Origin of the sequence: Pseudomonas sp. HN2-3, from assembly GCF_020691745.1 — a bacterium.
GTDB classification, from domain to species: domain Bacteria; phylum Pseudomonadota; class Gammaproteobacteria; order Pseudomonadales; family Pseudomonadaceae; genus Aquipseudomonas; species Aquipseudomonas capeferrum.
The window spans coordinates 5,557,136-5,582,425 of the sequence record NZ_CP085704.1 but is presented as its reverse complement, the minus strand read 5'-3'; the positions used below and the strand labels follow the sequence as shown (position 1 = coordinate 5,582,425).

At 63.4% G+C, this 25,290-nt stretch carries 19 protein-coding genes; 13 read left to right on the top strand and 6 right to left on the bottom strand.

The features are described from left to right. Positions 1-15 precede the first annotated feature (15 nt). The gene (locus tag LJX93_RS25255) at positions 16-702 is read right to left on the bottom strand and encodes a YggS family pyridoxal phosphate-dependent enzyme (RefSeq protein WP_033702019.1); all 687 of its coding nucleotides are present in this window, start codon (positions 700-702) and stop codon (positions 16-18) included. 65 nt (positions 703-767) lie between these two features. Between LJX93_RS25255 and LJX93_RS25250 the strand changes: the two genes are divergently transcribed. After that, complete coding sequence (locus LJX93_RS25250; protein WP_047582189.1) at positions 768-1,766, top strand: type IV pilus twitching motility protein PilT; 999 nt, start codon at positions 768-770, stop codon at positions 1,764-1,766. Between the two features lie 130 nt (positions 1,767-1,896). On the opposite strand, the gene LJX93_RS25245 is transcribed toward LJX93_RS25250, so the two are convergent. Continuing rightward, on the bottom strand, positions 1,897-2,520 hold the full coding sequence (locus LJX93_RS25245) for a C40 family peptidase (protein ID WP_033702017.1): 624 nt from the start codon (positions 2,518-2,520) through the stop codon (positions 1,897-1,899). Positions 2,521-2,687: 167 nt separating this feature from the next. On the opposite strand from LJX93_RS25245, the gene LJX93_RS25240 reads away from it, so the two are divergent. Continuing rightward, a complete protein-coding gene (locus LJX93_RS25240) occupies positions 2,688-3,107 on the top strand; it encodes an NINE protein (RefSeq protein ID WP_033702015.1) in 420 nt (139 codons plus the stop codon). A gap of 59 nt (positions 3,108-3,166) precedes the next feature. Here LJX93_RS25240 and LJX93_RS25235 read toward each other — a convergent pair whose 3' ends face one another. From LJX93_RS25235 to LJX93_RS25225, 3 genes are all read right to left on the bottom strand, one after another. Beyond that, positions 3,167-3,865, bottom strand: coding sequence for an SPOR domain-containing protein (locus LJX93_RS25235; protein ID WP_227696518.1), 699 nt, complete (start codon positions 3,863-3,865; stop codon positions 3,167-3,169). A gap of 1 nt (position 3,866) precedes the next feature. Beyond that, positions 3,867-5,603 carry an arginine--tRNA ligase gene (argS, locus tag LJX93_RS25230; protein ID WP_047582193.1) on the bottom strand — a complete coding sequence of 579 codons (1,737 nt, stop codon included), beginning with the start codon at positions 5,601-5,603 and terminating at the stop codon, positions 3,867-3,869. A 113-nt stretch (positions 5,604-5,716) separates the two neighbouring features. Continuing rightward, complete coding sequence (locus LJX93_RS25225; protein ID WP_033702585.1) at positions 5,717-7,936, bottom strand: primosomal protein N'; 2,220 nt, start codon at positions 7,934-7,936, stop codon at positions 5,717-5,719. A gap of 168 nt (positions 7,937-8,104) precedes the next feature. Here LJX93_RS25225 and rpmE point away from each other — a divergent pair, with 168 nt between their 5' ends. From rpmE to LJX93_RS25210, 3 genes are all read left to right on the top strand, one after another. Then, complete coding sequence (gene rpmE, locus LJX93_RS25220; RefSeq protein WP_033702012.1) at positions 8,105-8,320, top strand: 50S ribosomal protein L31; 216 nt, start codon at positions 8,105-8,107, stop codon at positions 8,318-8,320. 2 nt (positions 8,321-8,322) lie between these two features. Further along, the gene (locus LJX93_RS25215) at positions 8,323-9,144 is read left to right on the top strand and encodes a thermonuclease family protein (protein WP_227696517.1); all 822 of its coding nucleotides are present in this window, start codon (positions 8,323-8,325) and stop codon (positions 9,142-9,144) included. A gap of 178 nt (positions 9,145-9,322) precedes the next feature. Next, positions 9,323-10,591, top strand: a complete 1,269-nt coding sequence (locus LJX93_RS25210) for a malic enzyme-like NAD(P)-binding protein (protein WP_027592351.1) — start codon at positions 9,323-9,325, stop codon at positions 10,589-10,591. Positions 10,592-10,767: 176 nt separating this feature from the next. On the opposite strand, the gene LJX93_RS25205 is transcribed toward LJX93_RS25210, so the two are convergent. Beyond that, on the bottom strand, positions 10,768-13,218 hold the full coding sequence (locus LJX93_RS25205) for a penicillin-binding protein 1A (protein WP_371856397.1): 2,451 nt from the start codon (positions 13,216-13,218) through the stop codon (positions 10,768-10,770). A gap of 181 nt (positions 13,219-13,399) precedes the next feature. On the opposite strand from LJX93_RS25205, the gene pilM reads away from it, so the two are divergent. From pilM to gltB, 8 genes are all read left to right on the top strand, one after another. After that, positions 13,400-14,263 carry a type IV pilus biogenesis protein PilM gene (gene pilM / locus LJX93_RS25200; RefSeq protein ID WP_227696516.1) on the top strand — a complete coding sequence of 288 codons (864 nt, stop codon included), beginning with the start codon at positions 13,400-13,402 and terminating at the stop codon, positions 14,261-14,263. Continuing rightward, the gene (locus tag LJX93_RS25195) at positions 14,260-14,796 is read left to right on the top strand and encodes a PilN domain-containing protein (RefSeq protein ID WP_033702008.1); all 537 of its coding nucleotides are present in this window, start codon (positions 14,260-14,262) and stop codon (positions 14,794-14,796) included. Before pilM ends, LJX93_RS25195 begins: the two co-directional genes overlap by 4 nt. Before the next feature lie 14 nt (positions 14,797-14,810). Continuing rightward, entirely contained in the window at positions 14,811-15,809 is a 999-nt protein-coding gene (locus LJX93_RS25190) for a pilus assembly protein PilP (RefSeq protein ID WP_227696515.1), read from the top strand. Next, positions 15,733-17,001, top strand: a complete 1,269-nt coding sequence (locus tag LJX93_RS25185) for a type IV pilus secretin PilQ (RefSeq protein WP_227696514.1) — start codon at positions 15,733-15,735, stop codon at positions 16,999-17,001. The genes LJX93_RS25190 and LJX93_RS25185 overlap by 77 nt, the downstream gene beginning before the upstream one ends. A 4-nt stretch (positions 17,002-17,005) precedes the next feature. Further along, the gene (gene aroK / locus LJX93_RS25180; protein WP_033702005.1) at positions 17,006-17,524 is read left to right on the top strand and encodes a shikimate kinase AroK; all 519 of its coding nucleotides are present in this window, start codon (positions 17,006-17,008) and stop codon (positions 17,522-17,524) included. Between the two features lie 96 nt (positions 17,525-17,620). Next, positions 17,621-18,718, top strand: a complete 1,098-nt coding sequence (gene aroB / locus LJX93_RS25175; RefSeq protein WP_047582202.1) for a 3-dehydroquinate synthase — start codon at positions 17,621-17,623, stop codon at positions 18,716-18,718. A 15-nt stretch (positions 18,719-18,733) separates the two neighbouring features. Then, entirely contained in the window at positions 18,734-20,359 is a 1,626-nt protein-coding gene (locus tag LJX93_RS25170; protein ID WP_033702003.1) for an SPOR domain-containing protein, read from the top strand. Positions 20,360-20,732: 373 nt separating this feature from the next. Further along, positions 20,733-25,178: a glutamate synthase large subunit gene (gene gltB / locus LJX93_RS25165; RefSeq protein WP_095063901.1), complete on the top strand. Its 4,446-nt coding sequence runs from the start codon at positions 20,733-20,735 to the stop codon at positions 25,176-25,178. Positions 25,179-25,290: the final 112 nt, after the last annotated feature.

The window sequence follows — 25,290 nt, the reverse complement described above, 5'->3', positions numbered from 1 at the left end:
GAGTAAAGCATGGAATCAGACGGGCCCGTAATCGCGGGCGCCGAACAGGGCGGTGCCGATACGTACCCAGGTCGCTCCCTGGGCGATCGCCGCCTCCAGGTCGTGGCTCATGCCCATGGACAAGGTGTCCAGGCCAAGGTCCAGACCTTGCTGAAGCTCGCGCAGGGTGGCGAACGCGGCCTCCTGCACGGCACGCTCATCGCTAGGTTCAGGGATCGCCATCAGCCCACGCAGGCGCAGATTGGGCAGGCTGGCGACCGCCTTGGCCAATGCCGGAAGGTCGGCAGGGGCGCAGCCGGACTTGCTGTCTTCGCCACTGACATTCACCTGCAGGCAGATGTTCAGCGGCCCCAGTGCGGCAGGGCGCTGCTCCGAGAGGCGTTGGGCGATCTTCAGGCGGTCCACGGAATGCACCCAGTCGAAATGCTCGGCAATGGCTTTGGTCTTGTTCGACTGAATGGGGCCGATGAAGTGCCAGATCAAGGGCAAGTCGCCCAATGCCTGCTGCTTGGTCAGCGCTTCCTGCAGGTAGTTCTCGCCGACATCGCGCACGCCTGCGGCGTGGATTTCACGGATAGCGCTGGCGGGCTTGGTCTTGCTCACCGCCAGCAACTGGATGCTGGCCGGGTCCCGCCCGGCGGCCTGTGCGGCGCTGGCGATGCGGGCGGCGAGGGCGGATAGGTTGTCTGCTATGGTGGACATGGATCGATGCCGGCGGCGATAGGGTCTGCGGCATTCTACCTGCTTGATCGCCTTTGGGGAGTCTCATGGATGTGACCGACCTGTTGGCCCGTGCCGTGGAAGCGGGGGCTTCGGACCTGCACCTGGCTGCAGGCCAGGTACCGATGCTGCGCCTTGATGGCGAGCTGCAACGCATGGACGCGCCGCCACTGCTGTCGGCGGCCCTGAGCGATGCGATGACACCCTTGCTGGCGGATGAGCAGTGCCAGCAATGGGCACAGGGTGATGAGCTGGACGTCGCGTTGCAACTGCCAGCGCTGGGCCGCTTTCGCCTGAACCTGTTTCGCCAGTTGAACGGCCTGGCGGCAACCTTTCGCGTGATCCCGAAACGCATAGCGACGCTCGATGAACTCGACCTGGGCGAAGTGTTTCTAGCTGTTGCGCAGTGTACCGATGGCCTGGTTCTGGTGGGCGGGCCAACCGGCAGCGGCAAGTCCAGCACCTTGGCGGCGCTGCTCGATCAACTCAACCGCGAACGGCCTGTGCATATCATCACGCTGGAAGACCCTATCGAAGTTATCCACAGCAGCCAGCGCAGCCTGGTCAATCAGCGCGAAATTGGCCGCCATTGTGGCGGGTTCGCTCAGGGGCTGCGCAGTGCGCTGCGTCAGGACCCGGATGTGATCGTGATTGGTGAGTTGCGTGATCTGCAGACCATACGCCTGGCGTTGCGGGCGGCGGAGACGGGGCACCTGGTGCTGGCGACGGTGCACACCCGTTCGGCCATCAATAGCATCGACCGATTGGTCGAGGTCTTTGCTGCCGAGGAAAAGCCACTGGTGCGGGCGATGCTGGCCGAGTCGTTGCGGGTGGTGGTGGCGCAGGTGCTGGTCAAGCGCGTGGGCGGCGGCCGTGTTGCGGCGCGGGAAGTGCTGGTGGCCAACACGGCGGTGCGTAACCTGATCCGTGAGGGGCGGCTGGCGCAGTTGCAGTCGGTGATGCAGTCGGGAGCCGCGGCGGGCATGCGGACGATGGAGGCGGCGTTGCGTGAGCTGCACGCTAAAGGATTGACCGAAACCTTGTAGGAGCGGCCTTGCGTCGCGAAAGGGCCGCAGCGCGGCCCCAGGTTTTCAGCTTCGCATCAAAGATCGTCGGGGCCGCGCTGCGGCCCTTTCGCGACGCAAGGCCGCTCCTACACATTCACACAAAGCTTGATCAGCGCTTGGCCAACGCCAGTTGCTGCTCTTTCGGCAATACGCGCTTGGCCACGACATAGTGCTTCTGCCAGTAAGGCTTGCTCAGGTTGTCGATGCTCACCCGCTTGCCGCGGCGCGGTGCATGGATGAAGCGATCGTTGCCCAGGTAGATGGCAACGTGGTTCACCCGGCGGCTCTTGATGTTGAAGAAGATCAGATCACCCGGCTTGAGGTCGCCCTTGGCTACCTTCACGCCGTGGCCTTGGGCCATGGCATTGGAGGTGCGCGGCAGGTCGACGTCGGCCACGTCGTTGAAGGCGTATTTGACCAGCCCGCTGCAGTCGAAGCCCTTCTTCGGGCTGCTGCCGCCCCAGACATAGGGCGTACCGAGCACATTGACCGCGCGGCTGAGCACATCGCTGCTCTGCTTCGGCGACATGGCAGCCACCGGCGCGCTGCGGCTGCTGGCGGCATTGTTCGGGCGCGCGCGCAGCGTGGTGTGCTTGGCCGGCGCGTGTTTCACCGAGGCATTGGTGGTATAGCCGGTGAAACCATTGGGAAGACGTTGCTCACGATTGGTGGCGTGGGCGGCCAAGGGTAATAATAGACAGAGGGTCAGCCATGTCTTGAGTAAAGGCGGCATAGATGAAGCTCTTTATGAATAGTTATGTGTTGGGCGCGCAACTTTATAACAGCTTTTTGATCAATTTTTGATCCGTTGGTCGATTGGCAGGGTGCCATACGTCGGCCAGCAACGAGAAAGTCACATTTTTTCTTAGAAAATTTTCGGATAACCCACGAGGGCTATGAATGAACAGTTATCAACAGAGTGAACCGCTTCACGACACCCACAGCAAGGTCATCGGTTACCTGTTGTGGATTTTTGGCTTCACCGGCTCGCACCGCTTCTACTATGGCAAGCCGATCACCGGCACCCTTTGGTTCTTCACCCTGGGCTTGTTGGGCATCGGTTGGCTGATCGACCTGTTCCTGATTCCCGCGATGGACCGCGAGGCTGACTTGCGCTTCCGGGCTGGCCGAATCGACTACAACATCGCCTGGATTCTGCTGACGTTCCTGGGCATCTTCGGCGTGCATCGCCTGTACCAAGGTAAATGGGTCACCGCGATCATCTACTTCTTTACCGGTGGCCTGTTCCTGGTCGGCGTGCTGTACGACTTCTGGACCCTGAACAGCCAGATCTCCGAAGCCAACAGCGACCGGCGCTGAGCGTACGAAAAAAGGGTAAGAAAAAGGCCTTGGCGCATCACTGCGGCAAGGCCTTCTGGTTACTGGCGGGTCTGGCGCTGTTGCAACAGCAGGTTGCTGAACCCAGCGCCGGCAAGCTGCTTCTGCGCCCCGGTCAGCTGTTCACGATTGCTGAACGGCCCGACCAGCACGCGGTACCAGGTCTCGTCCTTGACCGTGCCCGACTCCACCTTCACCGACTGGCCCAGCAGAATGATCTGCGCGCGGACCTTGTCGGCGTCAGCCTGCTTGCGGAACGAGCCGGCCTGCAGGAAGAACTGGGTGGTCGCCGCTGGCTTGATCACCGGCGGTGCAGGGGGTGGCGTCTGGCCCAGCAGTGCAGCCTGGGCCCGCGCCGTGTCGATCTTCGCCGCTTCCGCCGGGGTAACCGGTGTCACCGGCTGGGCCGGTACCGGTGGGGTTTTCTCGGGTACCGCTTCCGGCGGCACGATGACTTCGGACTCCGGCAGCAGGGTGTAGAAGTCGTACTTCGGCTTCACCGGCTGCTGCGGGGTGGTCGCTGTGGTCTTGCTGGTTTCGGCGGCCTTTTCCGGTTTCTGCTGCTCCGGCTTGGTGCGCGTAATGTCACCGCCACCCGGTTCCAGCTTCATCAGAAAGACGATGAACGCGCCTACGGTCAGCCCGACCGCCAGCCATACCCAGCCGGGAATCGGCTGTTTGGCCGGCGCCTGTTGGCGGCTGGCGCCGCGCTTTGGAGCAGGTTTTTTCTTGGCAGCCAACTTACATGCGCTCCAGGGTTTCCAGGCCGAGCAGTTCCAGACCTTGCTTGAGGGTGCGACCGGTCAGTGCGGCCAGGCGCAGGCGGCTTTGTTGCTGCTCTGGGGTGTCGGCAGCGAGGATCGGGCAGTTCTCGTAGAAGCTCGAGAACAGGCCCGCCAGGTCGTACAGGTAGCTGCACAGCACGTGCGGAGTGCCCTTGTCGGCCACGCTGTTGAGCACTTCGCCAAACTGCGCCAGGCGCGCGGCAAGGTCCTGTTCCTTCTCGGCCTGCAGCACGATCTGGCCATCGACCTCGTCGAAGCCCTTGCCCAGCTTGCGGAACACGCCCGCCACGCGGGTGTAGGCATACAGCAGGTAAGGCGCGGTATTGCCTTCGAAGTTGAGCATCAGCTCGAAGTTGAAGCTGTAGTCGCTGGTCCGGTGCTTGGACAGGTCGGCATACTTGACCGCGCCGATGCCGACCACTTCACCGATGTGGCGCAGTTCGTCTTCGGACAGGCTCGGGTTCTTCTCCTTGACCAGGGCGTACGCACGCTCCTTGGCCTCGGTGAGCAGGTCGATCAGCTTCACGGTGCCGCCGTCGCGGGTCTTGAACGGGCGGCCATCGGCGCCGTTCATGGTGCCGAAGCCCATGTGCTCCATCTGCATCGGGTGGCCGACGAAGCCGGCGCGGCGCGCCACTTCGAACACCTGGTTGAAGTGCAGGGCCTGGCGCTGGTCGACAAAGTACAGGGCGCGGTCGGCCTTGAGCACATTGCTGCGGTAACGCACCGCCGCCAGGTCAGTGGTGGCGTACAGGTAGCCACCGTCGGCCTTCTGCACGATCACCGGCAGGGGCTCGCCTTCGCTGTTCTTGAATTCTTCGAGGAACACGCACTGCGCGCCCTGGTCCTCGACCAGCAGGCCCTTGGCCTTGAGGTCGGCGACCACGTTGGCCAGGTCGTCGTTGTAGGCGCTTTCGCCCATGACGTCGGCCATGGTCAGTTTGACGTTGAGCAGCTCGTAGGTTTTCTGGCAGTGGGACAGCGAAATGTCCTTGAAGCGGGTCCACAGCGCCAGGCACTCAGGGTCACCGGCTTGCAGCTTGACCACCAGGCCACGGGCACGGGTGGCGAATTCTTCGGATTCATCGAAGCGCTTCTTCGCCGCACGATAGAAGTTCTCCAGGTCCGACAGCTCGTCGCTGGTGATCGGGTTTTCCTGCAGGTAGGCCATCAGCATGCCGAACTGGGTACCCCAGTCGCCCACGTGGTTCTGGCGCACGACCTGGTCGCCAAGAAACTCCAGTACCCGTGCGACGCTGTCGCCGATGATGGTCGAGCGCAGGTGGCCGACGTGCATCTCCTTGGCCAGGTTGGGTGCCGACAGGTCGATCACCACCTTCTCGCTGGCACCGGCCTTGCGCACACCCAGGTGGTCGTCGGCCAGGGCGGCGTCCAGGCGGTTGGCCAGGGCACTGGTGTTCTGGAAGAAGTTCAGGAAGCCCGGGCCGGCGATCTCGACCTTGCTGATGTCGTCACTGGCCGGCAGCGCGGTGATCAGCTTTTCTGCCAGGTCGCGTGGCTTCATGCCGGCCGGTTTGGCCAGCATCATCGCGATGTTGCTGGCGAAATCGCCGTGGGTCTTGTCCCGGGCGTTTTCCACCTGGATCGCCGGCGACAGCCCTTCAGGCAGCACACCGTCGGTGACGAGTTGGGTGAGGGCTTGCTGGATCAGCTGGCGAATGGTGTCTTTCATGGGGTTCTCTTTTCGACCGCAAGCGCGGTGGAGCGCTTCGATGCGCAGGTGGAAAAACTGGGCATTATCCGTTGCCGAGAGCGGGTTGCCAACCTTTGCCAAGGTTCGGGCTGTCAGTAAAGGTCTACCGGGTCCACATCCAGGGACCAGCGAACCTGCCGGCCGCTCGGCATCTGCTCCAACACTAGCAACCAGGCACTGATCAGTCGATGCAGAGGTGCCCGGGTATTGGCCTGTATCAACAGTTGGGCGCGGAAGCGGCCCGCTCGGCGCTCCATCGGAGCCGGTACGGGGCCCAACAGTTCAATGCCTGGGAGCTGCTGTTCGGTCACCAGGCGCTCTGCCGCGCTGCAGGCTTCGTCGAGAAAACCCTCGGCCTGGCCCGGTTTGTGCGCCTCGGCGCGCAGCAGGGCGAGGTGCGAAAAGGGCGGCAGGCCGGCCGCGCGGCGCTCGTCCAGGGCCTGTTCGGCGAAGGCGAAATAGCCTTGTTCGGTCAGCTGTACCAGCAACGGGTGGTCGGCCAGATGGGTCTGGATGATGACCTTGCCGGGCTCTTCTGCACGCCCGGCGCGCCCGGCCACCTGCACGATCAATTGCGCCATGCGCTCGCTGGCGCGGAAATCGCCCGAGAACAGCCCGCCGTCGGCGTCAAGGATGGCCACCAGGGTCACCCGTGGGAAGTGGTGCCCCTTGGCGAGCATCTGGGTGCCCACCAGGATGCTCGGCTGGCCGCGCTGGATGGTGCCGAACAGGTTGTGCATGGCGTCTTTGCGCGCCGTGCTGTCACGGTCTACGCGCAGGATCGGGTAGTCCGGGAACAGCACCTTGAGGCGCTCTTCGGCCCGTTCGGTGCCCGCGCCCACCGGGCGCAGGTCGACGTGGTTGCACTGCGGGCACTGGTGCGGCAGGCGTTCGTCATAGCCGCAGTGGTGGCAGCGCAGCACGCCGGAACGTTGGTGCACGGTCATGCGTGCATCGCAGCGAGGGCATTCGGACAACCAGCCGCAATCGTGGCACAGCAACGTCGGGGCAAAGCCGCGGCGGTTGAGGAACACCAGCACTTGCTGGCCCGCTTCCAGGGTTTGGCGGATGGCCTGCTGCAACGGGCCGCTGATGCCGCTGTCCAGTGGCAGGCTTTTCACATCCAGGCGCAGCATGCGCGGCGGGCGGGCGCCGCCGGCGCGGTGGTTCATGCGTAGCAAGGTGTAACGGCCGGTCTGGGCGTTGTGCAGGGTCTCCAGCGAAGGCGTGGCCGAGCCGAGCAGGATCGGGATGTTCTCCTGGTGGGCGCGCACCAAGGCCAGGTCGCGGGCGTGGTAGCGCAGGCCTTCCTGCTGCTTATAAGAGCCGTCGTGTTCTTCGTCGATGATGATCAGGCCGGGGTTTTTCATCGGCGTGAACAGCGCCGAGCGGGTACCGATGATGATGTCTGCCTCGCCATCACGGGCGGCCAGCCAGGCATCCAAGCGTTCGCGGTCGCCGACGGCCGAGTGCAACAAGGCAATGCGGGCGTTGAAGCGCTGCTCGAAGCGCGCGAGGGTCTGCGGGCCCAGGTTGATTTCCGGGATCAGTACCAGTGCCTGCTTACCGGCCTCGAGTGTTTCGCGGATCAGCTGCAGGTAGACCTCGGTCTTGCCGCTGCCGGTCACCCCGGCCAGAAGGAAGGCATTGAAACTGCCGAACCCCGTGCATACCGCGTCGAAGGCGTTGCGCTGTTCTTCATTGAGCGGCAGTTCGGGCTGCGCCAGCCAGTGCTCGTGGCGCGGGGTCGGCAAGTGGCGGCGAACTTCGACCGTGACCAGTTCCTTGGCCAGCAGCAGGTCGAGGCTGTCCTTGTTCAGGTTGAGCTTGCCCAGAAGGCTGTGCGCCACGCCGTGTGGATGCTGCGCCAGAGTCTTCAGCGCATCGCGCTGGCGTGGGGCGCGGGCGATACGCGGGTCATCGTGGCGGGCATCAGCGGCCACATGCCAGAACCGTTCCTGGCGCATCTCTGCCGGTTCACCCTGGCGCAGCAAGGTCGGCAACGCCCAGTTCAGGGTGTCGCCCAGGCTGTGCTGGTAGTACTGGGCGGTCCATAAGCACAGCTTGAACAAGGCGGGTGGCAGCGGCGACACCGGGTCCAGCAGTGCGGTGGCCGGTTTGAGCTTGTCGGCGGGCACTTCGCTCTGGTCGCACACTTCCACCAGCACCCCGATCATCTCGCGGCGCCCGAAGGGCACGCGAATGCGCATGCCGGGCGTGAGGGGCTGGCGCGCCATGCTCGCCGGTGCCCTGTAGTCGAAAAGGCGACGCAGCGGGGAGGGCAGGGCAAGGCGCAGGATGACATCGGACACGCGGAAGGTCTCGCAAGGGCGTTTCAAAGACTGGCGAGCCTAGCAGACGACAGTCGGTGCAAGCGACAACTTGCGCTGAAGCTGGGCTCTGGTATTATTCGCCGCCTAATTACGTGCGGTATTCAACAATTGGTGTTGGGTGGCGGCACGCAGCTCGAGGAAGTGACCATGAAAGCAAATATTCATCCGAACTACGAAGTAGTTGCAGTCACCTGCAGCTGCGGCAACAAGTTTGAAAGCCGTTCGACCCTGGGTAGCACCCTGGCGATCGACGTTTGCAACCTGTGCCACCCGTTCTACACCGGTAAGCAGAAAGTCCTGGACACCGGTGGTCGCGTACAGAAGTTTGCCGATCGCTTCGGCATGTTCGGTGCCAAGAAGTAATAATGCGCATGGCGAATCCCTCGGGTTTCGCGCTGTTGCAAAAAAAAGCGCCCCTTGTGGGCGCTTTTTTTGTGGCCGTGATCTGGCATTTGCCGGCCCTGGCGTTCTGCCCGCTGCCGGCCAACCCGCAGCCCGTGGCGGTGCGGCAGGTGGTGGATGGCGATACCTTGCGCCTGACCGATGGCCGCAGTGTACGCATGATCGGCATCAATGCCCCGGAGATCGGGCGCAAGGGGCGCACCAGCGAGCCCTATGCCGAGGCCGCCAAGCGGCGGCTGCAGGCCTTGGTCAAGGCCAGCGACGGGCGTGTCGGGCTGGTGCCGGGTGCCGAGGCCAAAGACAAATACGGCCGCACGCTGGCACATATCTACGGCCGCAATGGCTACAATCTTGAAGCACAGCTGCTCAGCGAGGGGCTTGGCTACCGCGTCGCCGTTGCCCCCAATGTGCGCTTGGTGGGTTGCCAGCAACTGGCCGAGCAAGTCGCGCGCAAGGCGGGTATCGGCCTGTGGCGCAGTTCGCCGGTGGTGCGCGCGAGGGATGTCCGGCAGTCCGGCTTCGCTGTCATCGGTGGCCGCATTCAAGGTGTCGAGCGTAATCGCGGCGGCGTCTGGCTGACGCTGGATTCCACCGTGGTGCTGCAGGTTCCCGCTCGTCTGCAACGCAACTTCCCGCCCAGCTTCTTCGATAACCTCAAAGGACGCCAGGTCGAGGCACGTGGCTGGGTGCTGGATCGTTCCCGCAAGGGCGGCCTGCAGCCTGGGCAGCGACGCTGGGTGTTGCCATTGACCGATCCGAGCATGTTGGAACGCATTTCAGGCTGAAAAGATGTAGACATTTCGCTATTGGATTGTACACACTGTCAGTCTTATGCCCCGTGGGTTATAGCGTAAAGTCGTAGGCTAAAGGCCTTGACACAAGTGACCGACCAGTCTTGTGACTCCCCGGCTCTTTGCGTATCCTCGGCGGTCCGTCAGAACAGTAAATAGCGGAATGCCCACCATGTCAGACCTGAAAACCGCCGCTCTCGAATATCACGCTCAACCTCGTCCGGGGAAACTGAGCGTCGAGCTCTCCAAGCCCACCGCCACCGCCCGCGACCTCGCCCTGGCTTACAGCCCAGGTGTTGCCGAACCCGTGCGCGAAATCGGCCGTGATCCAGAGCTGGCCTACAAGTACACCGGCAAGGGCAACCTGGTTGCGGTGATCTCTGATGGTACCGCCATCCTCGGTCTGGGTGACCTGGGCCCACTGGCCTCGAAGCCGGTCATGGAAGGCAAGGGTGTTCTGTTCAAGCGTTTCGCCGGTATCGATGTGTTCGACATCGAAGTCGAGTCGGAGAGCCCGCAAGCCTTCATCGACACCGTTCGCCGCATTTCGATCACTTTTGGTGGCATCAACCTCGAAGACATCAAGGCACCCGAGTGCTTCGAAATCGAGCGCACCCTGATCGAACAGTGCGACATCCCGGTCTTCCACGATGACCAGCACGGCACCGCGATCGTTACCGCCGCCGGCATGATCAACGCCCTGGAAATCGCGGGCAAGAAGCTGGAAGAAGCCAAGATCGTCTGCCTGGGTGCCGGCGCTGCCGCCATCTCGTGCATGAAGCTGCTGGTCAGCATGGGTGCCAAGGTCGAAAACATCTACATGATCGACCGCAGCGGCGTGATTCACGCTGGCCGCGACGACCTGAACCAGTACAAGGCGCAGTTCGCCCACGCAACCGACAAGCGCACCCTGGCTGACGCCCTGAACGGTGCCGACGTGTTCGTTGGCCTGTCCGGCCCGAACCTGCTGAGCGCAGAAGGCCTGAAGTCGATGGCGGCCAACCCGATCGTGTTCGCCTGCTCGAACCCCGATCCGGAAATCTCGCCAGAGCTGGCTCACGCCACTCGCAACGATGTGATCATGGCCACCGGTCGTTCCGACTACCCGAACCAGGTCAACAACGTACTGGGCTTCCCGTTCATCTTCCGTGGTGCCCTGGACGTTCGCGCCAAGCGCATCAACGAAGAAATGAAGATCGCCGCCGCCATCGCCCTGAAAGACCTGGCCAAGCTGCCGGTGCCGAAGGAAGTCTGCGAAGCCTACGGCGTCGAAGGCCTGGAGTTCGGCCGTGAGTACATCATTCCGAAGCCTCTGGATGCCCGTCTGATCACCGTCGTTTCCGATGCCGTTGCCAAGGCAGCCATCGAATCCGGCGTGGCGACCCTGCCGTATCCGAAGCACTACCCGCTGAACAGCGTGGATGAAGTGTTCAACGGCTGATTCTGGTCGTAGCCACACAAGAAAGCCCCGGCTCGTGAGAGTCGGGGCTTTTTTTGTCTTGGAGGCGTAGGGGCAGTGGGATTCGTCACCACACTTTTGTCGGCTGCGAAATTGGGCGCCGCGCGGGCGGCGCTCGATTTACGCGCCCACTCAAACCTCAAGACAGCACTGCGCTTTTAGAACAGATCCATCGGCGCCGCTTCATCTGCCGGCAGCGGGCTGCCCGGTGCCGCACCGTTGCCCAGCTCATCCACCGACGGCGGCGAGTCTTCAGCCTTGAACAGCTCGAAATAGGCGTTGGGCGTGCTCGGCGAGGCGGCGCGACCGCTGACCGGGTCAACCCGCAGGCTGAGGATGCCTTCCGGCTCCGCAGGGGCGTGGTTGGGCTTGTCCTTGAGCGCGGCGCCCATGAAGCTCATCCAGATCGGCAGTGCCGCTGTGCCACCGTATTCACGACGGCCCAGGGTTTCGGGTTGGTCGAAACCGACCCATACCGTGGTCACGTAATCGGCGTTGTAGCCGGAGAACCAGGCATCCTTGGACTCGTTGGTGGTACCGGTCTTGCCCGCCAGGTCGGTGCGGCCCAGGGCCAGTGCACGGCGGCCGGTGCCGCGTTTGATCACGTCCTGCAGCATGCTGGTGAGGATGTAGCTGGTGCGCCCGTCGATGATCTGCTCAGCCACTGCCGGCACTTGTGGCGCCGGTGTGACCTGGCCAAAGGCGGCTGGCGCCTCGCCCGGCATCGCTACGGTGCTGATCGGCTGTTCAGGCGCGGCAAGGCCGGCCTGGTCCTCGGCACCTTGAGGTACACGGGCCGGGTTGGCGGTGAACAGTGTCTCGCCGTTGCGGCTCTCGATGCGATCGATCAGGTAGGGGGTGATCTTGTAGCCGCCGTTGGCAAAAGTGCTCCAGCCAGTGGCGATCTCCATCGGGGTCAGGGTAGCCGTGCCCAGTGCCAGCGACAGGTTGCGGGGCAGGTCCTGCTTGTTGAAGCCGAACTTGGCGATGTAGTCGATGGTGCGGTCCACGCCCATTGCCTGCAGCAGGCGGATCGATACCAGGTTGCGCGACTTGTACAGCGCCTCGCGCATGCGGATCGGGCCGAGGAAGGTGTTGGTGTCGTTCTTCGGTCGCCAGACCTTGTCCAGGTACTCGTCGACGAACACGATCGGCGCATCGTTGACCAGGCTGGCGGCGGTGTAGCCGCTGTCCAGTGCCGCGCTATAGATGAAAGGCTTGAAGCTCGAACCGGGTTGGCGCTTGGCCTGCATGGCGCGGTTGTAGTTGCTCTGCTCGAACGAGAAGCCGCCGACCAGGGCACGGATAGCGCCGTTGTAAGGGTCGAGGGTGACCAGCGCGCTCTGTGCGCCCGGCACCTGGCTGAACTTGAGCGTGCCGTCATCCAGGCGTTGCAGGCGCACCAGGTCGCCGACCTGTGCAACATCTGCCGGGCTCTGCGGTGTGCGGCCCTGGGAGTTGCTATTGAGGAACGGGCGCGCCCACTTCATGGTGTCCCAGGCGACGGTTTCTTCTTGGCCGCTACGGGTCAGCACCGTAAGCCCGGCCTTGTCGACCTGGGTGACGATGGCCGGCTCAAGGCCGCCCAGGGTGCGCTGCTTGCCCAGCTCCAGCAGCCAGGCTGCGTGGGTCTTGCCCGGGAAGCGCGCATCGGGGCCGCGGTAGCCGTGGCGTTCGTCGTAGTCGGAAAGGCCGCCGAGAATGGCTTTGTTGGCCATCTCCTGCATGTCGCTCGGCACGGTCGTGGTGACACGGAAGCCTTCGGTGTAGGCATCGCTGCCATAGCGGCCGACCATCTCGGCGCGGGCCATTTCAGCGATGTACGGGGCGTTCACCTCGGGGGTCGGCACGTGGTAGCTGGCGTTGAGCGGTTCGGCCAGGGCGGTCTGGTAGCTGGCCTGGTCAATCTTGCCGAGCTTGTACATGCGGCCCAGGATCCAGTCGCGGCGCTCTTTGGCGCGCACCGGGTTGGCCAGCGGGTTGAAGCGCGAAGGAGCCTTGGGCAGGCCGGCGATCATTGCCATCTGCGCCAGGCTCACGTCGCGGATCGACTTGCCGTAGTAGACCTGTGCGGCCGCATCGATGCCGTACGCCCGGTTGCCCAGGTAGATCTTGTTCACGTACAGCTCGAGGATTTCGTCCTTGGTCAGCTCACGTTCGATCTGCAGGGCCAGGAGGATTTCGTTGGTCTTGCGCGAGAAGCTGCGTTCGCTGGTCAGGAAGAAGTTCTTCGCCACCTGCATCGTGATGGTGCTGCCACCGGTCTGGATATGACCGGTTTTGACCAACTGAGTGGCCGCGCGCATCAGGCTGCTGGGGTCGACGCCATAGTGATTGAGGAAGTTGTCGTCCTCGGCTGACAGAAGCGCCTGGATAAATTGTGGGGGGATTTCCGCGAAGCGGATCGGCGAGCGGCGCATTTCGCCGAACTCGGCAATCAGCTTGCCGTCGCTGCTGTACACCCTGAGGGGGATCTGCAACTGGATGCTTCTGAGTGACTCGACCGAGGGCAGGCTAGGGCTAAGATACAGAAACGCACCGCTCACACCGAGTACGAGCGCGCTAATGACTGCGACGGAAGACCACCAGAAGAACTTCAGCAGACGTATCAAGGCTTTTGGGCGTCCAGGTTGATAAGTGAATTGCGTACGGGTCCAGCGGACCAAAAACGCTGGGCATTATAAGCATTTTTTCGCCTCGCCGGGTGACCGGCCAGGCGGCCCGTCGATCCGTTCGGCCGCGCAGGCCTAGTGTTGACGCGGGTTTGCGGCATACAGCAAAGGAGCAGTGATGCTTGGACGTTTCGGCATGGATGCCGGTTCATTGATGGGGGTGGAAATTGCCTCCGATTCGGTTCGGGTTGTGCAGCTGCGGCAGCGCAATGGGCGTTGCCAGGTCGCGGCCTGGGCGCACGAACCGTATGAACCCTACAGTGGCGGTGACTGGGCAAGCGACCCTGTGCGCGTGGTAGGTGCCTTGCAGCGTGCCTGCAGGCGCAGCGGCATTCGGCAGCGGCGGGCGGCGCTAGCGCTGCCGGCAAATCAGGTGATCTGCAAGCCTTGCCAGTTACCGGCAGGCCAGAGTGAGGCGGACATGGAAGCGCAGTTGCTGGCCGATGCCGATCGCCTGTTCCCCTTTGCGCTGGAGGATCTGGCCTTGGACTTTCAGGTGCTTGGCCCTTCCAAGGACCAGGCCGGCTGCCTGGATGTCATGGTGGCTGCCTGTCGCCAGCGCTCATTGGAGCCGATTGAAGCCCTGCTTGATGCCGCCGGGCTGCAGCTGGAGGTGATGGAAGTCGACAGCGTCGCGTTGCAGCGAATGTTGCCGCAGAGCGAGCTTGCGGGCTCGGCCTTGTTACGCCTGGAGGCGCAAGGTGCGACGTTGCATTGCTGGCAACAGGGCGTGCCAGCGCAGCGCCGCGAGTTGCACCTCGGGCAAATGCCTGCCCAATTGCATGCGCATTTGGCGGGCGAAGCCCAGCAGAAGTGCTTGCTGGTCGTCAGCAGCTCGGTGATTGAGCAGGGGTGGCTTGAAGGCCTGAGTGAAGCGGTGAACCTGCCCTGTCGGCAACTGCCGCTGCGTGCGGGGCTGGCGCCGGAAGACGGCGGCATGCTGCTGGCATGCGCCTTGGCCTCAGGGGGCATGCGCCCATGATGCGTCTGAACCTATTACCTTGGCGCGAGCGGCAGCGCCGCTCGATGCTTCGGCGCTTCCAGTGGATGTTGCTTGGCAGTGCAATCCTGGCGCTTTGTTGCGTGATGCTGATTGACCAACTGGCACGCCAGCGCGCCCAGCAGCAAGCGACGAGCAATGCCAGCCACCAGTCTGCGCTGGCGCTGCTGGGCAAGCAGCTGGAGCAGCACACCGACGTGCGTGCCGACCACGATGCCACCCAGGCGCAGGTTGCGGCCCTGGCCCGCCTGAGGGCCGATCAGGGGGTACTGCCTGCCTTGCTCGCAGATGTGGAGGCCGCGTTGCCCGCAGGCTTGCAGCTCACTGAGCTAACGCTTGCGCACGGCCGTTTGCACGTCACCGGTGTGGCCGCATCCGGCGCCGTGGTCGCCCAGTTCATGCGCGACCTCGAACGCTCCGCAGTGTTGCAAGGCCTGGCACTCAAGCATGTGAAGCACCTGCCTTCGGGTGACGAGTTCGTCCTGACTGCGCGCGTGTCGGCGTTCTGGTCGTGAGTGCAGCGTGGTGGATGCGTTGGCAAGCAAGGGTCGAGCGGTCCCGCCGCTTCCGGTGGGGCGCTTCGTTCCTGCTGGGTGTGCTGGTGTTGGCGCTAGGGTGTGCAGTCCGCCTGCCGGAGCTTCGGCAGGCTCAAGCGCAGGTAACTGCCCAGCATAAGCAGTTGAATGAGGCACATGCGGCCAAGGCGGCGCAGGTAGTTGAGCTGGCGCGCGCAGAGGGTTCTCTGGCTGCCGCGCGGCAGGCATTGCAGCTCGCCCGGTGGCAGCTTTCGGCAGGGCAGCGCATGAGTGACTTGCTCGATGCCCTGGCGGCCTCGGGGCATGAATATGGCCTGTTGTTCGAGCGGCTAGACATACATGACGAAGTGAGCCAGGCCGATTACCGAACCACCCCCCTGGATGTGCACGTGGTGGGGCGATACACGGCGTTGCGCCTTTGGCTGGATGACTGGCTGGGCCAGGCGCGGCTGCTGCGCGTCGAAGACATGAGCCTGCATCAAGCCGAGGGGCGGCCTACCGTGTTGCGCTTGCGCCTGAGGGTTCATGCCTACCATGCCGATGCGGCGCCTCCGGCGCCCGCGTCACTGGCGGACTTGCCCGCCAGGGCAGCGGCCATGCCGCCTTTGCTCGACCCGTTCGCCTCTGGTGCGGCGCGAATGCCGCCCGGCGAACTGGGGGGCGTGCCCTTGGCACAGTTGGAAATGGTCGGCAGCCTGGCACGTGGCACAGCGCATGAAGCCCTGCTGCTGTCCGCAGGGCGGCTGTATCGCGTGCGCCCAGGTGATCGGCTGGGGCGCGATGAAGGTGTTGTGGTGCGTGTCGACGAGCGGCAGGTCGAAGTGCGCGAACGTTGGTTCATGGCCAATGCCTGGCAAGAACGCACCGCGATACTCACGCTCCGAAAAGCCCTGGACAAGGAGGTCCCGGACCCGCATGAAGAAGCTCTGGAAATGGATGGTGGCGTGGGTCTTGGCGATCCCGCTGGCGTCGGCAATGCCCTATCGGGGTGAGCCACTGTCGCTGAACTTTCAGGATGTGCAGGTGCGCGCGGTGTTGCAGGTGCTGGCGGACTACGCCGGTGTGAACCTGGTCGCCAGCGACGCGGTGCAGGGCAATATCACCCTGCGGCTTCAGGATGTGCCCTGGGACCAGGCGCTTGATCTGGTGCTGCGCAGCAAGGGCCTGGCCCGTCGCGAAGAGGGTAATGTGCTGCTGGTGGCGCCAGCGGCCGAGCTTGCCGGGCAGTCGCTCGACGCCCGCATGGGCCAGGTGCTGGATGCCCAGTTGCAACCCCTGCAGCGTGAGCTGATGCCGATCCATCACGCCGAAGCTTCAGCGCTCGCGCAACTGCTGCTGGCGACACTGGCGGACGACGGCATCCTGACCGGGCGAGGCGGTTTGAGCGTCGATGCGCGCACCAACACCCTGGTGGCCTACCAACCCGCCGATCGCCTGGACGAGCTACGCCAACTGGTGGCGCAGCTGGATGTGCCGGTGCGCCAGGTGGCGATCGAGGCGCGTATTGTCGAGGCCAGCGTCGATTACGAAAAGAGCCTAGGGGTGCGTTGGGGTGGGCCTTTGTACGATGAGCGCGTGCGGCCAGGCAAGGAGCTGTTCGTCGACCTTGGCGTGGAGCGTGCCGGCTCCAGTGTGGGCCTGGGTGTGCTGCGCGGGGGCATCTTGCTCGACCTTGAACTCAGTGCCATGGAGAAGAGCGGCAATGGCGAAATCATCTCGCAGCCGAAGGTGGTCACGGCCGACAAGGAAACCGCCAGGATCCTCAAGGGCACTGAAGTGCCTTACCAGGAAACCAGCAAGAGCGGCGCCACTTCGGTGTCGTTTCGCGAGGCTTCGCTGTCGCTCGAAGTCACCCCGCAAATCACCCCGGACAACAAGGTCATCATGACCGTCAGGGTGACCAAGGACGAGCCTGATTACGTCAATGCCTTGAACAACGTACCGCCGATCCGCAAGAACGAGGTCAATGCCAAGGTTCGCGTGGCCGACGGCGAGACGATCGTGATCGGTGGCGTCTACTCGACCACGCAAAACAATGTGGTCGACAAGGTGCCATTTTTCGGCGATCTGCCGTATGTTGGGCGGCTGTTTCGACGCGATGTATTACAAGAGAAAAAATCCGAGCTGCTGGTCTTCCTGACTCCGCGTATCATGAGTGACCAGGCGATTGCTGTGAGTCGTTGATTCTGTGCGAAATTTGATACTTGTGGGGCCCATGGGCGCTGGTAAAAGCACCATTGGACGCCTCTTGGCCAAAGAGCTGCGCCTGCTGTTCAAGGATTCCGACAAGGAAATCGAACTGCGATGCGGCGCCAACATCCCGTGGATCTTCGACAAGGAAGGCGAGCCGGGCTTCCGTGACCGTGAGCAGGCGATGATCGCCGAGCTCTGCGCGCTCGACGGCGTGGTGCTGGCCACGGGTGGCGGCGCGGTCATGCGTGATGCCAACCGTCAGGCGTTGTACCAGGGTGGCCGGGTCATCTACCTGCATGCCTCGGTGGAGCAGCAGGTCGGTCGTACCGCACGCGATCGCAATCGCCCGCTGTTGCGCACCGCCAACCCGGAAGCGACCCTTCGCGCCCTGCTCGAAGCCCGCGATCCGCTCTACCGCGAGATCGCCGACCTGGTCGTTGAAACCGATGAGCGGCCACCGCGCATGGTGGTGATCGATATTCTCGAGCGCTTGCAGCAGTTGCCGCCCCGATAAGCCGGGACTATTCTCGGCCACCAGCGCCGAGGCGAGGTTCAACTTACCGCGTGCGTCGCCCAAACGGCGCCGCACCCAAGTACATTGTGGGGATACATGCAGACACTAAAGGTCGACCTGGGCGAGCGTAGCTACCCGATCTACATTGGCGAAGGCCTGCTGGACCAGCCTGAGCTGCTGGCGCCGCATATTGCCGGGCGGCAGGTCGCCATCGTTTCCAATGAAACCGTCGCGCCTCTGTACCTCGAACGCCTGGCCAAGACCCTGGGTGCGTATTCAGTGTTGCCCGTGGTGTTGCCGGATGGCGAAGCCTACAAGAACTGGGAAACGCTGCAGCTGATCTTCGATGGCTTGCTCACCGCGCGACACGACCGCCGCACCACGGTGGTAGCCCTCGGTGGCGGCGTGATCGGCGACATGGCCGGCTTTGCCGCAGCCTGTTACCAGCGCGGCGTCGATTTCATCCAGGTGCCGACTACCCTGTTGTCCCAGGTCGATTCCTCGGTCGGTGGCAAGACCGGCATCAACCACCCGTTGGGCAAGAACATGGTCGGTGCCTTCTACCAGCCCAACGCAGTGCTGATCGATACCACCAGCCTCAAGACCCTGCCAGCGCGTGAACTGTCCGCAGGCCTGGCCGAAGTGATCAAGTACGGTCTGATCTGCGACAAGCCTTTCCTCGGTTGGCTCGAGGACAATATGAATGCCCTGCGTGCCCTGGATTCTGCGGCCCTGACCGAAGCCATCAGCCGCTCCTGCGCGGCCAAGGCTGCCGTGGTCGGCGCCGACGAGCGTGAATCTGGCGTGCGGGCGACCCTGAACCTTGGGCATACCTTTGGGCACGCCATCGAAACCCACATGGGCTACGGTGTCTGGCTGCATGGCGAAGCCGTGTCGGCGGGCACGGTGATGGCCCTGGAAATGTCCATGCGCCTTGGCTGGATCGACCAGGCCGAGCGTGATCGCGCAATCCGCCTGTTGCAGGACGCAGGTTTGCCGGTGGTGCCACCACAGGAAATGACCCCGGCGCATTTCATGGAGCATATGGCGGTCGACAAGAAGGTGCTCGACGGTCGTCTGCGTCTGGTGCTGTTGCGCCAGATGGGCGAGGCCGTGATCACCGACGACTATCCGAAAGAGATTCTTCAGGCCACGCTGTCGGCGGATTACCGCGCGATCGTGGCCCAGCTTTGAGGTTGTGACAGCGCAATGACCAGTTTGCATGCCGATGAGGCCTTTCTCGACCATTACCAGTTGAGCCACGATCCGTTCGCGCCCCGCGTGCCCGGTTTCAAGTTCTTCCCTGCCCAGCGCAAGCCGGTGCTGGGCCAGCTGCACCACCTGGCGCGTTACAGCCAGTTGATGCTGGTTGTCACCGGCCCCCTGGGCAGCGGCAAGACCCTGCTGCGCCAGGCCCTGGTGGCCAGCACCAACAAGCAGTCGGTGCAGAGCGTGGTGGTTTCCGCCCGTGGCGCCAGCGATGCGGCCAGTGTGCTTGGCCAGGTCGCGCAGTCGCTGGAAGTCGCCCAGCCTGAGGTCCAGGCTATCTTGTCCAAGGTGGTGCAACTGGCGCTGACCGGGCAGGAAGTGTATTTGCTGGTGGATGATGCGGAACAACTCGACGAGTCGGCACTCCAAGCGTTGCTGGAACTGGCGGCGGGTGTTCCGGAAGGGCGCCCGCACGTGTTCCTGTTCGGCGAATCGTCGCTGATTGCCGGGTTGGATGAGCTCAGCATCGAGGAAGAACGTTTCCACGTCATCGAACTCGCCCCCTACAGCGAAGAAGAGACCCGCGAGTACCTGGAGCAGCGTCTGGATGGCGCCGGCCGGGGCATCGAGGTGTTCACCCGTGAACAGATCGTCGATATCCATGAGCACTCCGACGGTTGGCCTGGCACTATCAACCAGGTTGCCCGTGACACTTTGATCGAAGCCATGATCGCCAGCCGTTCGACGGCCAAGCGACCATCCATGGGGTTGAAAATGCCTAAGAAACACGTGCTCGCGCTGTCCGCAGTGGTCGTGGTCGCCGTTGCTGCCGCGGTTCTCATGCCCAAGAAAGGCGACAAGGCACCTGCCGAGGTGCCGGCCGCCCAGGCTCAGTTGCCCCTCGGTGAAGGCCAGCCAGGTGCTGCCCAGGCCAATAATGGCAACCCGGCCATCGAATTCTCCGGCTCGTCCCAGCCGATGCCACTGCCGTTGGTAGGTCAGTCGCAACCGGTGATGCGCGAGCCACTGGCCCAGGCCGCTGGCATGGGTGATGGCGAAGAAGGCAGCCCGGCGGGCAATACCGCACTGCAGCCTGGCAACCCGCCGACCGTGACCACCATCGCGCCACCGCAAGGTGTGCCGGCTGGCCCGGCCCCGGTACCCGCGCAGCCAATCGCCAGTGCCCCGGTTCAGCCGGTTGCGCCTGCGCCAAAACCCGTTGCAACCCAGCCTGCTAAACCGGTTGCACCTGCCAAGCCTGCCCCGGCGCCGACCCAGGTCGCTAGTGCCAAGCCGGCCGCCAAACCTGCCGAAAAACCAGTCGCCAGTGGCAGCGCCGGTGGGGGTTGGTATGCAGGCCAGAAACCGGGCAATTATGTGGTGCAGATCCTCGGTACCAGCTCTGAAGCCTCGGCCCAGGCGTTCGTCAAGGCCCAGGGTGGCGACTATCGCTACTTCAAGAAAAACCTGCAGGGCAAGCCGCTGTACGTCGTAACTTACGGCAGCTTCGCCAACCGCGACGCAGCGGTTGCGGCAATCAAGAACTTGCCAGCGAAGGTCCAGGCTGGTAAACCTTGGCCACGTACCGTCGCCAGCGTCCAACAAGAGCTGGCCTCGGCCCGCTGATACCTGCCGGGCGGCAACACCCCGCCGCCCAGTTGCTGAGCGAATCCTGACTTTTCGTCTAGCCTGCTGCGCCTGAGCGCGGCAGGCTTTTCTGTCCCAGACTGCCGGCCACAAGCCTCTCTTGCAGTCATGGCTGAAACGCTTCAGACTCCAGTCAAGCCGCTATCACGGCGCATGGCGCAAAAACATTCAAAATTGCGACATAAATTTTCAATGGTGAGACATGAAAATTTGTGGGCATCGCTGTCGCTGTGCAACAATGGTTTTCCATGGCCACCGCAAAAAAGCTGGCATTTGATCGGCGTGGATGGTAAGTGGTTGTTAAAAAAGAGATTTACCTCCGTTGAGAGGTGAACCTGGTGAGAAAGTGTCTATGAAAACAGGTCTGTACCATCCCGAAGAATTCAAGGACAACTGTGGTTTTGGCCTGATCGCCCATATGACGGGCGAACCGAGCCACCACCTTCTGCAAACCGCCATGCAGGCGCTGACGTGCATGACCCACCGCGGCGGTATCAACGCCGACGGCAAGACCGGTGACGGTTGTGGTCTGCTCATGCAGAAGCCCGATCAGTTCCTGCGGGCCGTGGCCCAGGAGCATTTTGCCGTCGAACTGCCCAAGCAGTACGCCGTCGGCATGGTGTTCTTCAACCAGGACCCGGTCAAAGCAGAAGCTGCCCGCGCCAACATGGACCGCGAAATCCTCGCCGCCGGCCTCACGCTGGTTGGCTGGCGCAAGGTCCCGATCGACACCAGCGTGCTCGGTCGCCTGGCCCTGGAGCGCCTGCCGCAGATCGAGCAGGTGTTCATCGGCGGTGAAGGCCTGAGCGATCAGGCATTCGCCATCAAGCTGTTCAGTGCCCGTCGTCGCTCGTCCGTGGCCAACGCCCACGACACCGACCACTACATCTGCAGCTTCTCGCACAAGACCATCATCTACAAAGGCCTGATGATGCCGCGCGATCTCGCGGCGTTCTATCCAGACCTGGATGACCCGCGCCTGCAGACAGCGATCTGCGTGTTCCACCAGCGCTTCTCCACCAACACGCTGCCGAAATGGCCGCTGGCGCAGCCGTTCCGCTTCCTCGCCCACAACGGCGAGATCAACACCATCACCGGCAACCGCAACTGGGCCATGGCCCGTCGCACCAAGTTTGCCAATGACCAGATCCCGGACCTCGAAGAACTCGGCCCGCTGGTCAACCGCGTCGGTTCCGACTCGTCGAGCATGGACAACATGCTCGAACTGATGGTCACCGGTGGCATCGACCTGTTCCGCGGCGTGCGCATGCTGGTACCGCCGGCCTGGCAGAACGTCGAGACCATGGACGCCGACCTGCGCGCCTTCTACGAATACAACTCCATGCACATGGAGCCGTGGGATGGCCCGGCCGGTATCGTCATGACCGAAGGCCGCCACGCGGTGTGCCTGCTCGACCGCAACGGCCTGCGCCCGGCGCGCTGGGTAACCACCACCAACGGCTACATCACCATCGCCTCGGAAATCGGCGTATGGGGCTACCAGCCTGAAGAGGTGATCGCCAAGGGCCGTGTCGGCCCGGGCCAGATCTTCGCGGTGGACACCGAAACCGGCCAGATCCTCGATACCGACGCCATCGACAACCGGCTGAAGTCGCGCCACCCGTACAAGCGCTGGTTGCGTCAGCATGCCACGCGCATCCAGGCGACCCTTACCGACGACCAGGGCGCGGCCAGCTACGACGCTGACCAGCTCAAGCAGTACATGAAGATGTTCCAGGTCACCTTCGAAGAGCGTGACCAGGTACTGCGCCCGCTGGGTGAGCAGGGCCAGGAAGCGGTCGGCTCGATGGGTGACGACACGCCGATGGCCGTGCTGTCGCAGCGCGTGCGTTCGCCGTACGACTTCTTCCGCCAGCAGTTCGCCCAGGTGACCAACCCGCCGATCGACCCGCTGCGCGAAGCGATCGTCATGTCGCTGGAAATCTGCCTGGGCGCCGAGCGCAATATCTTCCAAGAGTCGCCGGAGCACGCTTCGCGAGTGATCCTCAGCTCGCCGGTGATCTCGCCTGCCAAGTGGCGCTCGTTGATGAACCTGGAGCGCGAAGGCTTCGACCGCCAGCTGATCGACCTCAACTACGAGCAAGGTGTCGGCCTGGAAGCGGCTATCCGCAACATCGCCGACCAGGCTGAAGAAGCGGTGCGCGGCGGCAAGACCCAACTGGTACTGAGCGACCGCTACATCGCCCCGGGCAAATTGCCGGTGCACGCTTCGCTCGCCGTGGGTGCGGTGCACCACCGCCTGACCGAACAAGGCCTGCGTTGCGACAGCAACATCCTGGTCGAAACCGCCACTGCCCGTGACCCGCACCACTTTGCCGTGCTGCTGGGCTTCGGTGCCTCGGCCGTTTACCCGTACCTGGCCTATGAAGTGCTGGCCGACCTGATTCGCACCGGCGAAGTGCTGGGCGACCTGGACGAGGTGTTCAAGTACTACCGCAAAGGCATCTCCAAGGGCTTGCTGAAGATCCTGTCGAAGATGGGCATCTCCACCATCGCTTCGTACCGCGGTGCGCAGCTGTTCGAAGCCATCGGCCTGGCCGAAGACGTGGTCGGCCTGAGCTTCAAGGGTGTATCGAGCCGCATCAAGGGTGCGCGTTTCGAAGACTTGGAAAGCGACCAGAAGCTGCTTGCTGCCGAAGCCTGGAGCGCGCGCAAGCCGATCCAGCAAGGTGGCCTGCTCAAGTTCGTCCACGGTGGCGAATACCACGCCTACAACCCGGACGTGGTCAACACCCTGCAGGCCGCTGTGCAGCAGGGCGACTACGCCAAGTTCAAGGAATACACCTCGCTGGTCGACCAGCGCCCGGTGTCGATGATCCGCGACCTGCTCAAGGTCAAAGTGGCTGACCAGCCGCTGGCGATCGAGCAGATCGAGCCGTTGGAGGCCATCCTCAAGCGCTTCGATTCCGCCGGTATCTCGCTGGGCGCATTGTCACCAGAAGCCCACGAGGCGCTGGCCGAGGCCATGAACCGCCTGGGCGCGCGCTCGAACTCCGGCGAGGGCGGTGAAGACCCGTCGCGCTACGGCACGGTGCGCAGCTCCAAGATCAAGCAAGTGGCCACCGGCCGCTTCGGCGTCACCCCGGAATACCTGGTCAACGCCGAAGTGCTGCAGATCAAGGTGGCCCAGGGCGCCAAGCCGGGCGAAGGTGGCCAGCTGCCAGGCGGCAAGGTCAACGGCCTGATCGCCAAGCTGCGCTACGCGGTACCGGGTGTGACCCTGATCTCGCCACCGCCGCACCACGACATCTACTCGATCGAAGACTTGGCCCAGCTGATCTACGACCTCAAGCAGGTCAACCCGCAGGCGCTGGTTTCGGTCAAGCTGGTGGCCGAGGCAGGCGTTGGCACCATCGCTGCAGGCGTGGCCAAGGCCTATGCCGACCTGATCACCATCTCCGGCTACGACGGCGGTACCGGCGCTTCGCCGTTGACCTCCATCAAGTACGCCGGCGCGCCGTGGGAACTCGGCCTTGCCGAAACCCACCAGACCCTGCGCGGCAACGACCTGCGCGGCAAGGTGCGGGTACAGACCGACGGTGGCCTGAAAACCGGCCTGGACGTGATCAAGGCCGCCATCCTCGGCGCCGAGAGCTTCGGCTTCGGCACCGCACCGATGATTGCCCTGGGCTGCAAGTACCTGCGTATCTGCCACCTGAACAACTGCGCCACCGGCGTAGCCACCCAGAACGACAAGCTGCGCAAGGACCACTACATCGGCACCGTCGACATGGTGATCAACTTCTTCACCTTCGTCGCCGAAGAAACCCGCGAGTGGCTGGCCAAGCTGGGCGTGCGCAGCCTGGGCGAGCTGATCGGCCGCACCGACCTGCTCGACATACTGCCAGGCGACACCGAGCGCCAGCAGTACCTGGACCTGTCGCCACTGCTGGGCAGCTCGCACATTCCGGCGGACAAGCCGCAGTTCTGCGAAGTCGACAAGAACCCGCCGTTCGACAAGGGCGAGCTTGCCGAGAAGATGGTCGAGATGGCCATGTCGGCGATCCGCGACCAGTCCGGTGGCGAGTTCAGCCTCGACATCTGCAACTGCGACCGTTCCATCGGCGCGCGTATCTCTGGTGAGATCGCCCGCCTGCACGGCAACCAGGGCATGGCCGCCGCGCCGATCACCTTCCGCTTCAAGGGCACTGCGGGCCAGAGCTTCGGCGTGTGGAACGCCGGTGGCCTGAACCTGCACCTGGAAGGCGACGCCAACGACTACGTCGGCAAGGGCATGACCGGTGGCAAGGTCACCATCGTGCCACCTGCCGGCAGCCCGTTCGAAACCCAGCACAGCGCCATCGTCGGCAACACCTGCCTGTACGGCGCCACTGGCGGCAAGCTGTTTGCCGCCGGTACCGCGGGCGAGCGCTTCGCTGTGCGTAACTCTGGCGCTCACGCTGTTGTCGAGGGCACTGGCGATCACTGCTGTGAATACATGACCGGCGGCTTTGTCTGCGTCCTGGGCAAGACCGGTTACAACTTCGGTTCTGGCATGACGGGCGGCTTCGCCTACGTGCTCGACATGGACAACAGCTTCGTCGACAAGCTCAACCATGAACTGGTGGAAATCCAGCGCATCAGTGGTGAAGCGATGGAGGCCTACCGCAGCCACCTGGCGCGGGTCCTTGCCGAGTACGTGGACGAGACCGGCAGCGAGTGGGGGCGTGAGCTCTCGGAAAACCTGGACGACTACGTGCGTCGCTTCTGGTTGGTCAAGCCCAAGGCGGCCACCCTCAAGCAACTGCTGTCCAGCACCCGCGCCAACCCGCAGTAACAACAACTGCAAGTGGCAAGCCTCAAGCTGCAGGTAATGCAGTGCGAGGCTTGCCGGACCCAAGTGATCGACTTGCAGCTTGCAGCTTCTAGCTTGCGACTGCGGTAAAGAG

What these genes read in the sequence shown, in the direction of transcription:
- rpmE (WP_033702012.1), top strand. Translation starts at nt 8,105, where the DNA reads ATGAAAGCAAATATTCATCCGAACTACGAAGTAGTTGCAGTCACCTGC.
- LJX93_RS25245 (WP_033702017.1), bottom strand. Translation starts at nt 2,520, where the DNA reads ATGCCGCCTTTACTCAAGACATGGCTGACCCTCTGTCTATTATTACCC.
- LJX93_RS25215 (WP_227696517.1), top strand. Translation starts at nt 8,323, where the DNA reads ATGCGCATGGCGAATCCCTCGGGTTTCGCGCTGTTGCAAAAAAAAGCG.
- argS (WP_047582193.1), bottom strand. Translation starts at nt 5,603, where the DNA reads ATGAAAGACACCATTCGCCAGCTGATCCAGCAAGCCCTCACCCAACTC.
- LJX93_RS25195 (WP_033702008.1), top strand. Translation starts at nt 14,260, where the DNA reads ATGATGCGTCTGAACCTATTACCTTGGCGCGAGCGGCAGCGCCGCTCG.
- LJX93_RS25240 (WP_033702015.1), top strand. Translation starts at nt 2,688, where the DNA reads ATGAACAGTTATCAACAGAGTGAACCGCTTCACGACACCCACAGCAAG.
- pilM (WP_227696516.1), top strand. Translation starts at nt 13,400, where the DNA reads ATGCTTGGACGTTTCGGCATGGATGCCGGTTCATTGATGGGGGTGGAA.
- LJX93_RS25210 (WP_027592351.1), top strand. Translation starts at nt 9,323, where the DNA reads ATGTCAGACCTGAAAACCGCCGCTCTCGAATATCACGCTCAACCTCGT.
- aroB (WP_047582202.1), top strand. Translation starts at nt 17,621, where the DNA reads ATGCAGACACTAAAGGTCGACCTGGGCGAGCGTAGCTACCCGATCTAC.
- LJX93_RS25170 (WP_033702003.1), top strand. Translation starts at nt 18,734, where the DNA reads ATGACCAGTTTGCATGCCGATGAGGCCTTTCTCGACCATTACCAGTTG.
- gltB (WP_095063901.1), top strand. Translation starts at nt 20,733, where the DNA reads ATGAAAACAGGTCTGTACCATCCCGAAGAATTCAAGGACAACTGTGGT.
- LJX93_RS25255 (WP_033702019.1), bottom strand. Translation starts at nt 702, where the DNA reads ATGTCCACCATAGCAGACAACCTATCCGCCCTCGCCGCCCGCATCGCC.
- LJX93_RS25185 (WP_227696514.1), top strand. Translation starts at nt 15,733, where the DNA reads ATGAAGAAGCTCTGGAAATGGATGGTGGCGTGGGTCTTGGCGATCCCG.
- LJX93_RS25190 (WP_227696515.1), top strand. Translation starts at nt 14,811, where the DNA reads ATGCGTTGGCAAGCAAGGGTCGAGCGGTCCCGCCGCTTCCGGTGGGGC.
- LJX93_RS25250 (WP_047582189.1), top strand. Translation starts at nt 768, where the DNA reads ATGGATGTGACCGACCTGTTGGCCCGTGCCGTGGAAGCGGGGGCTTCG.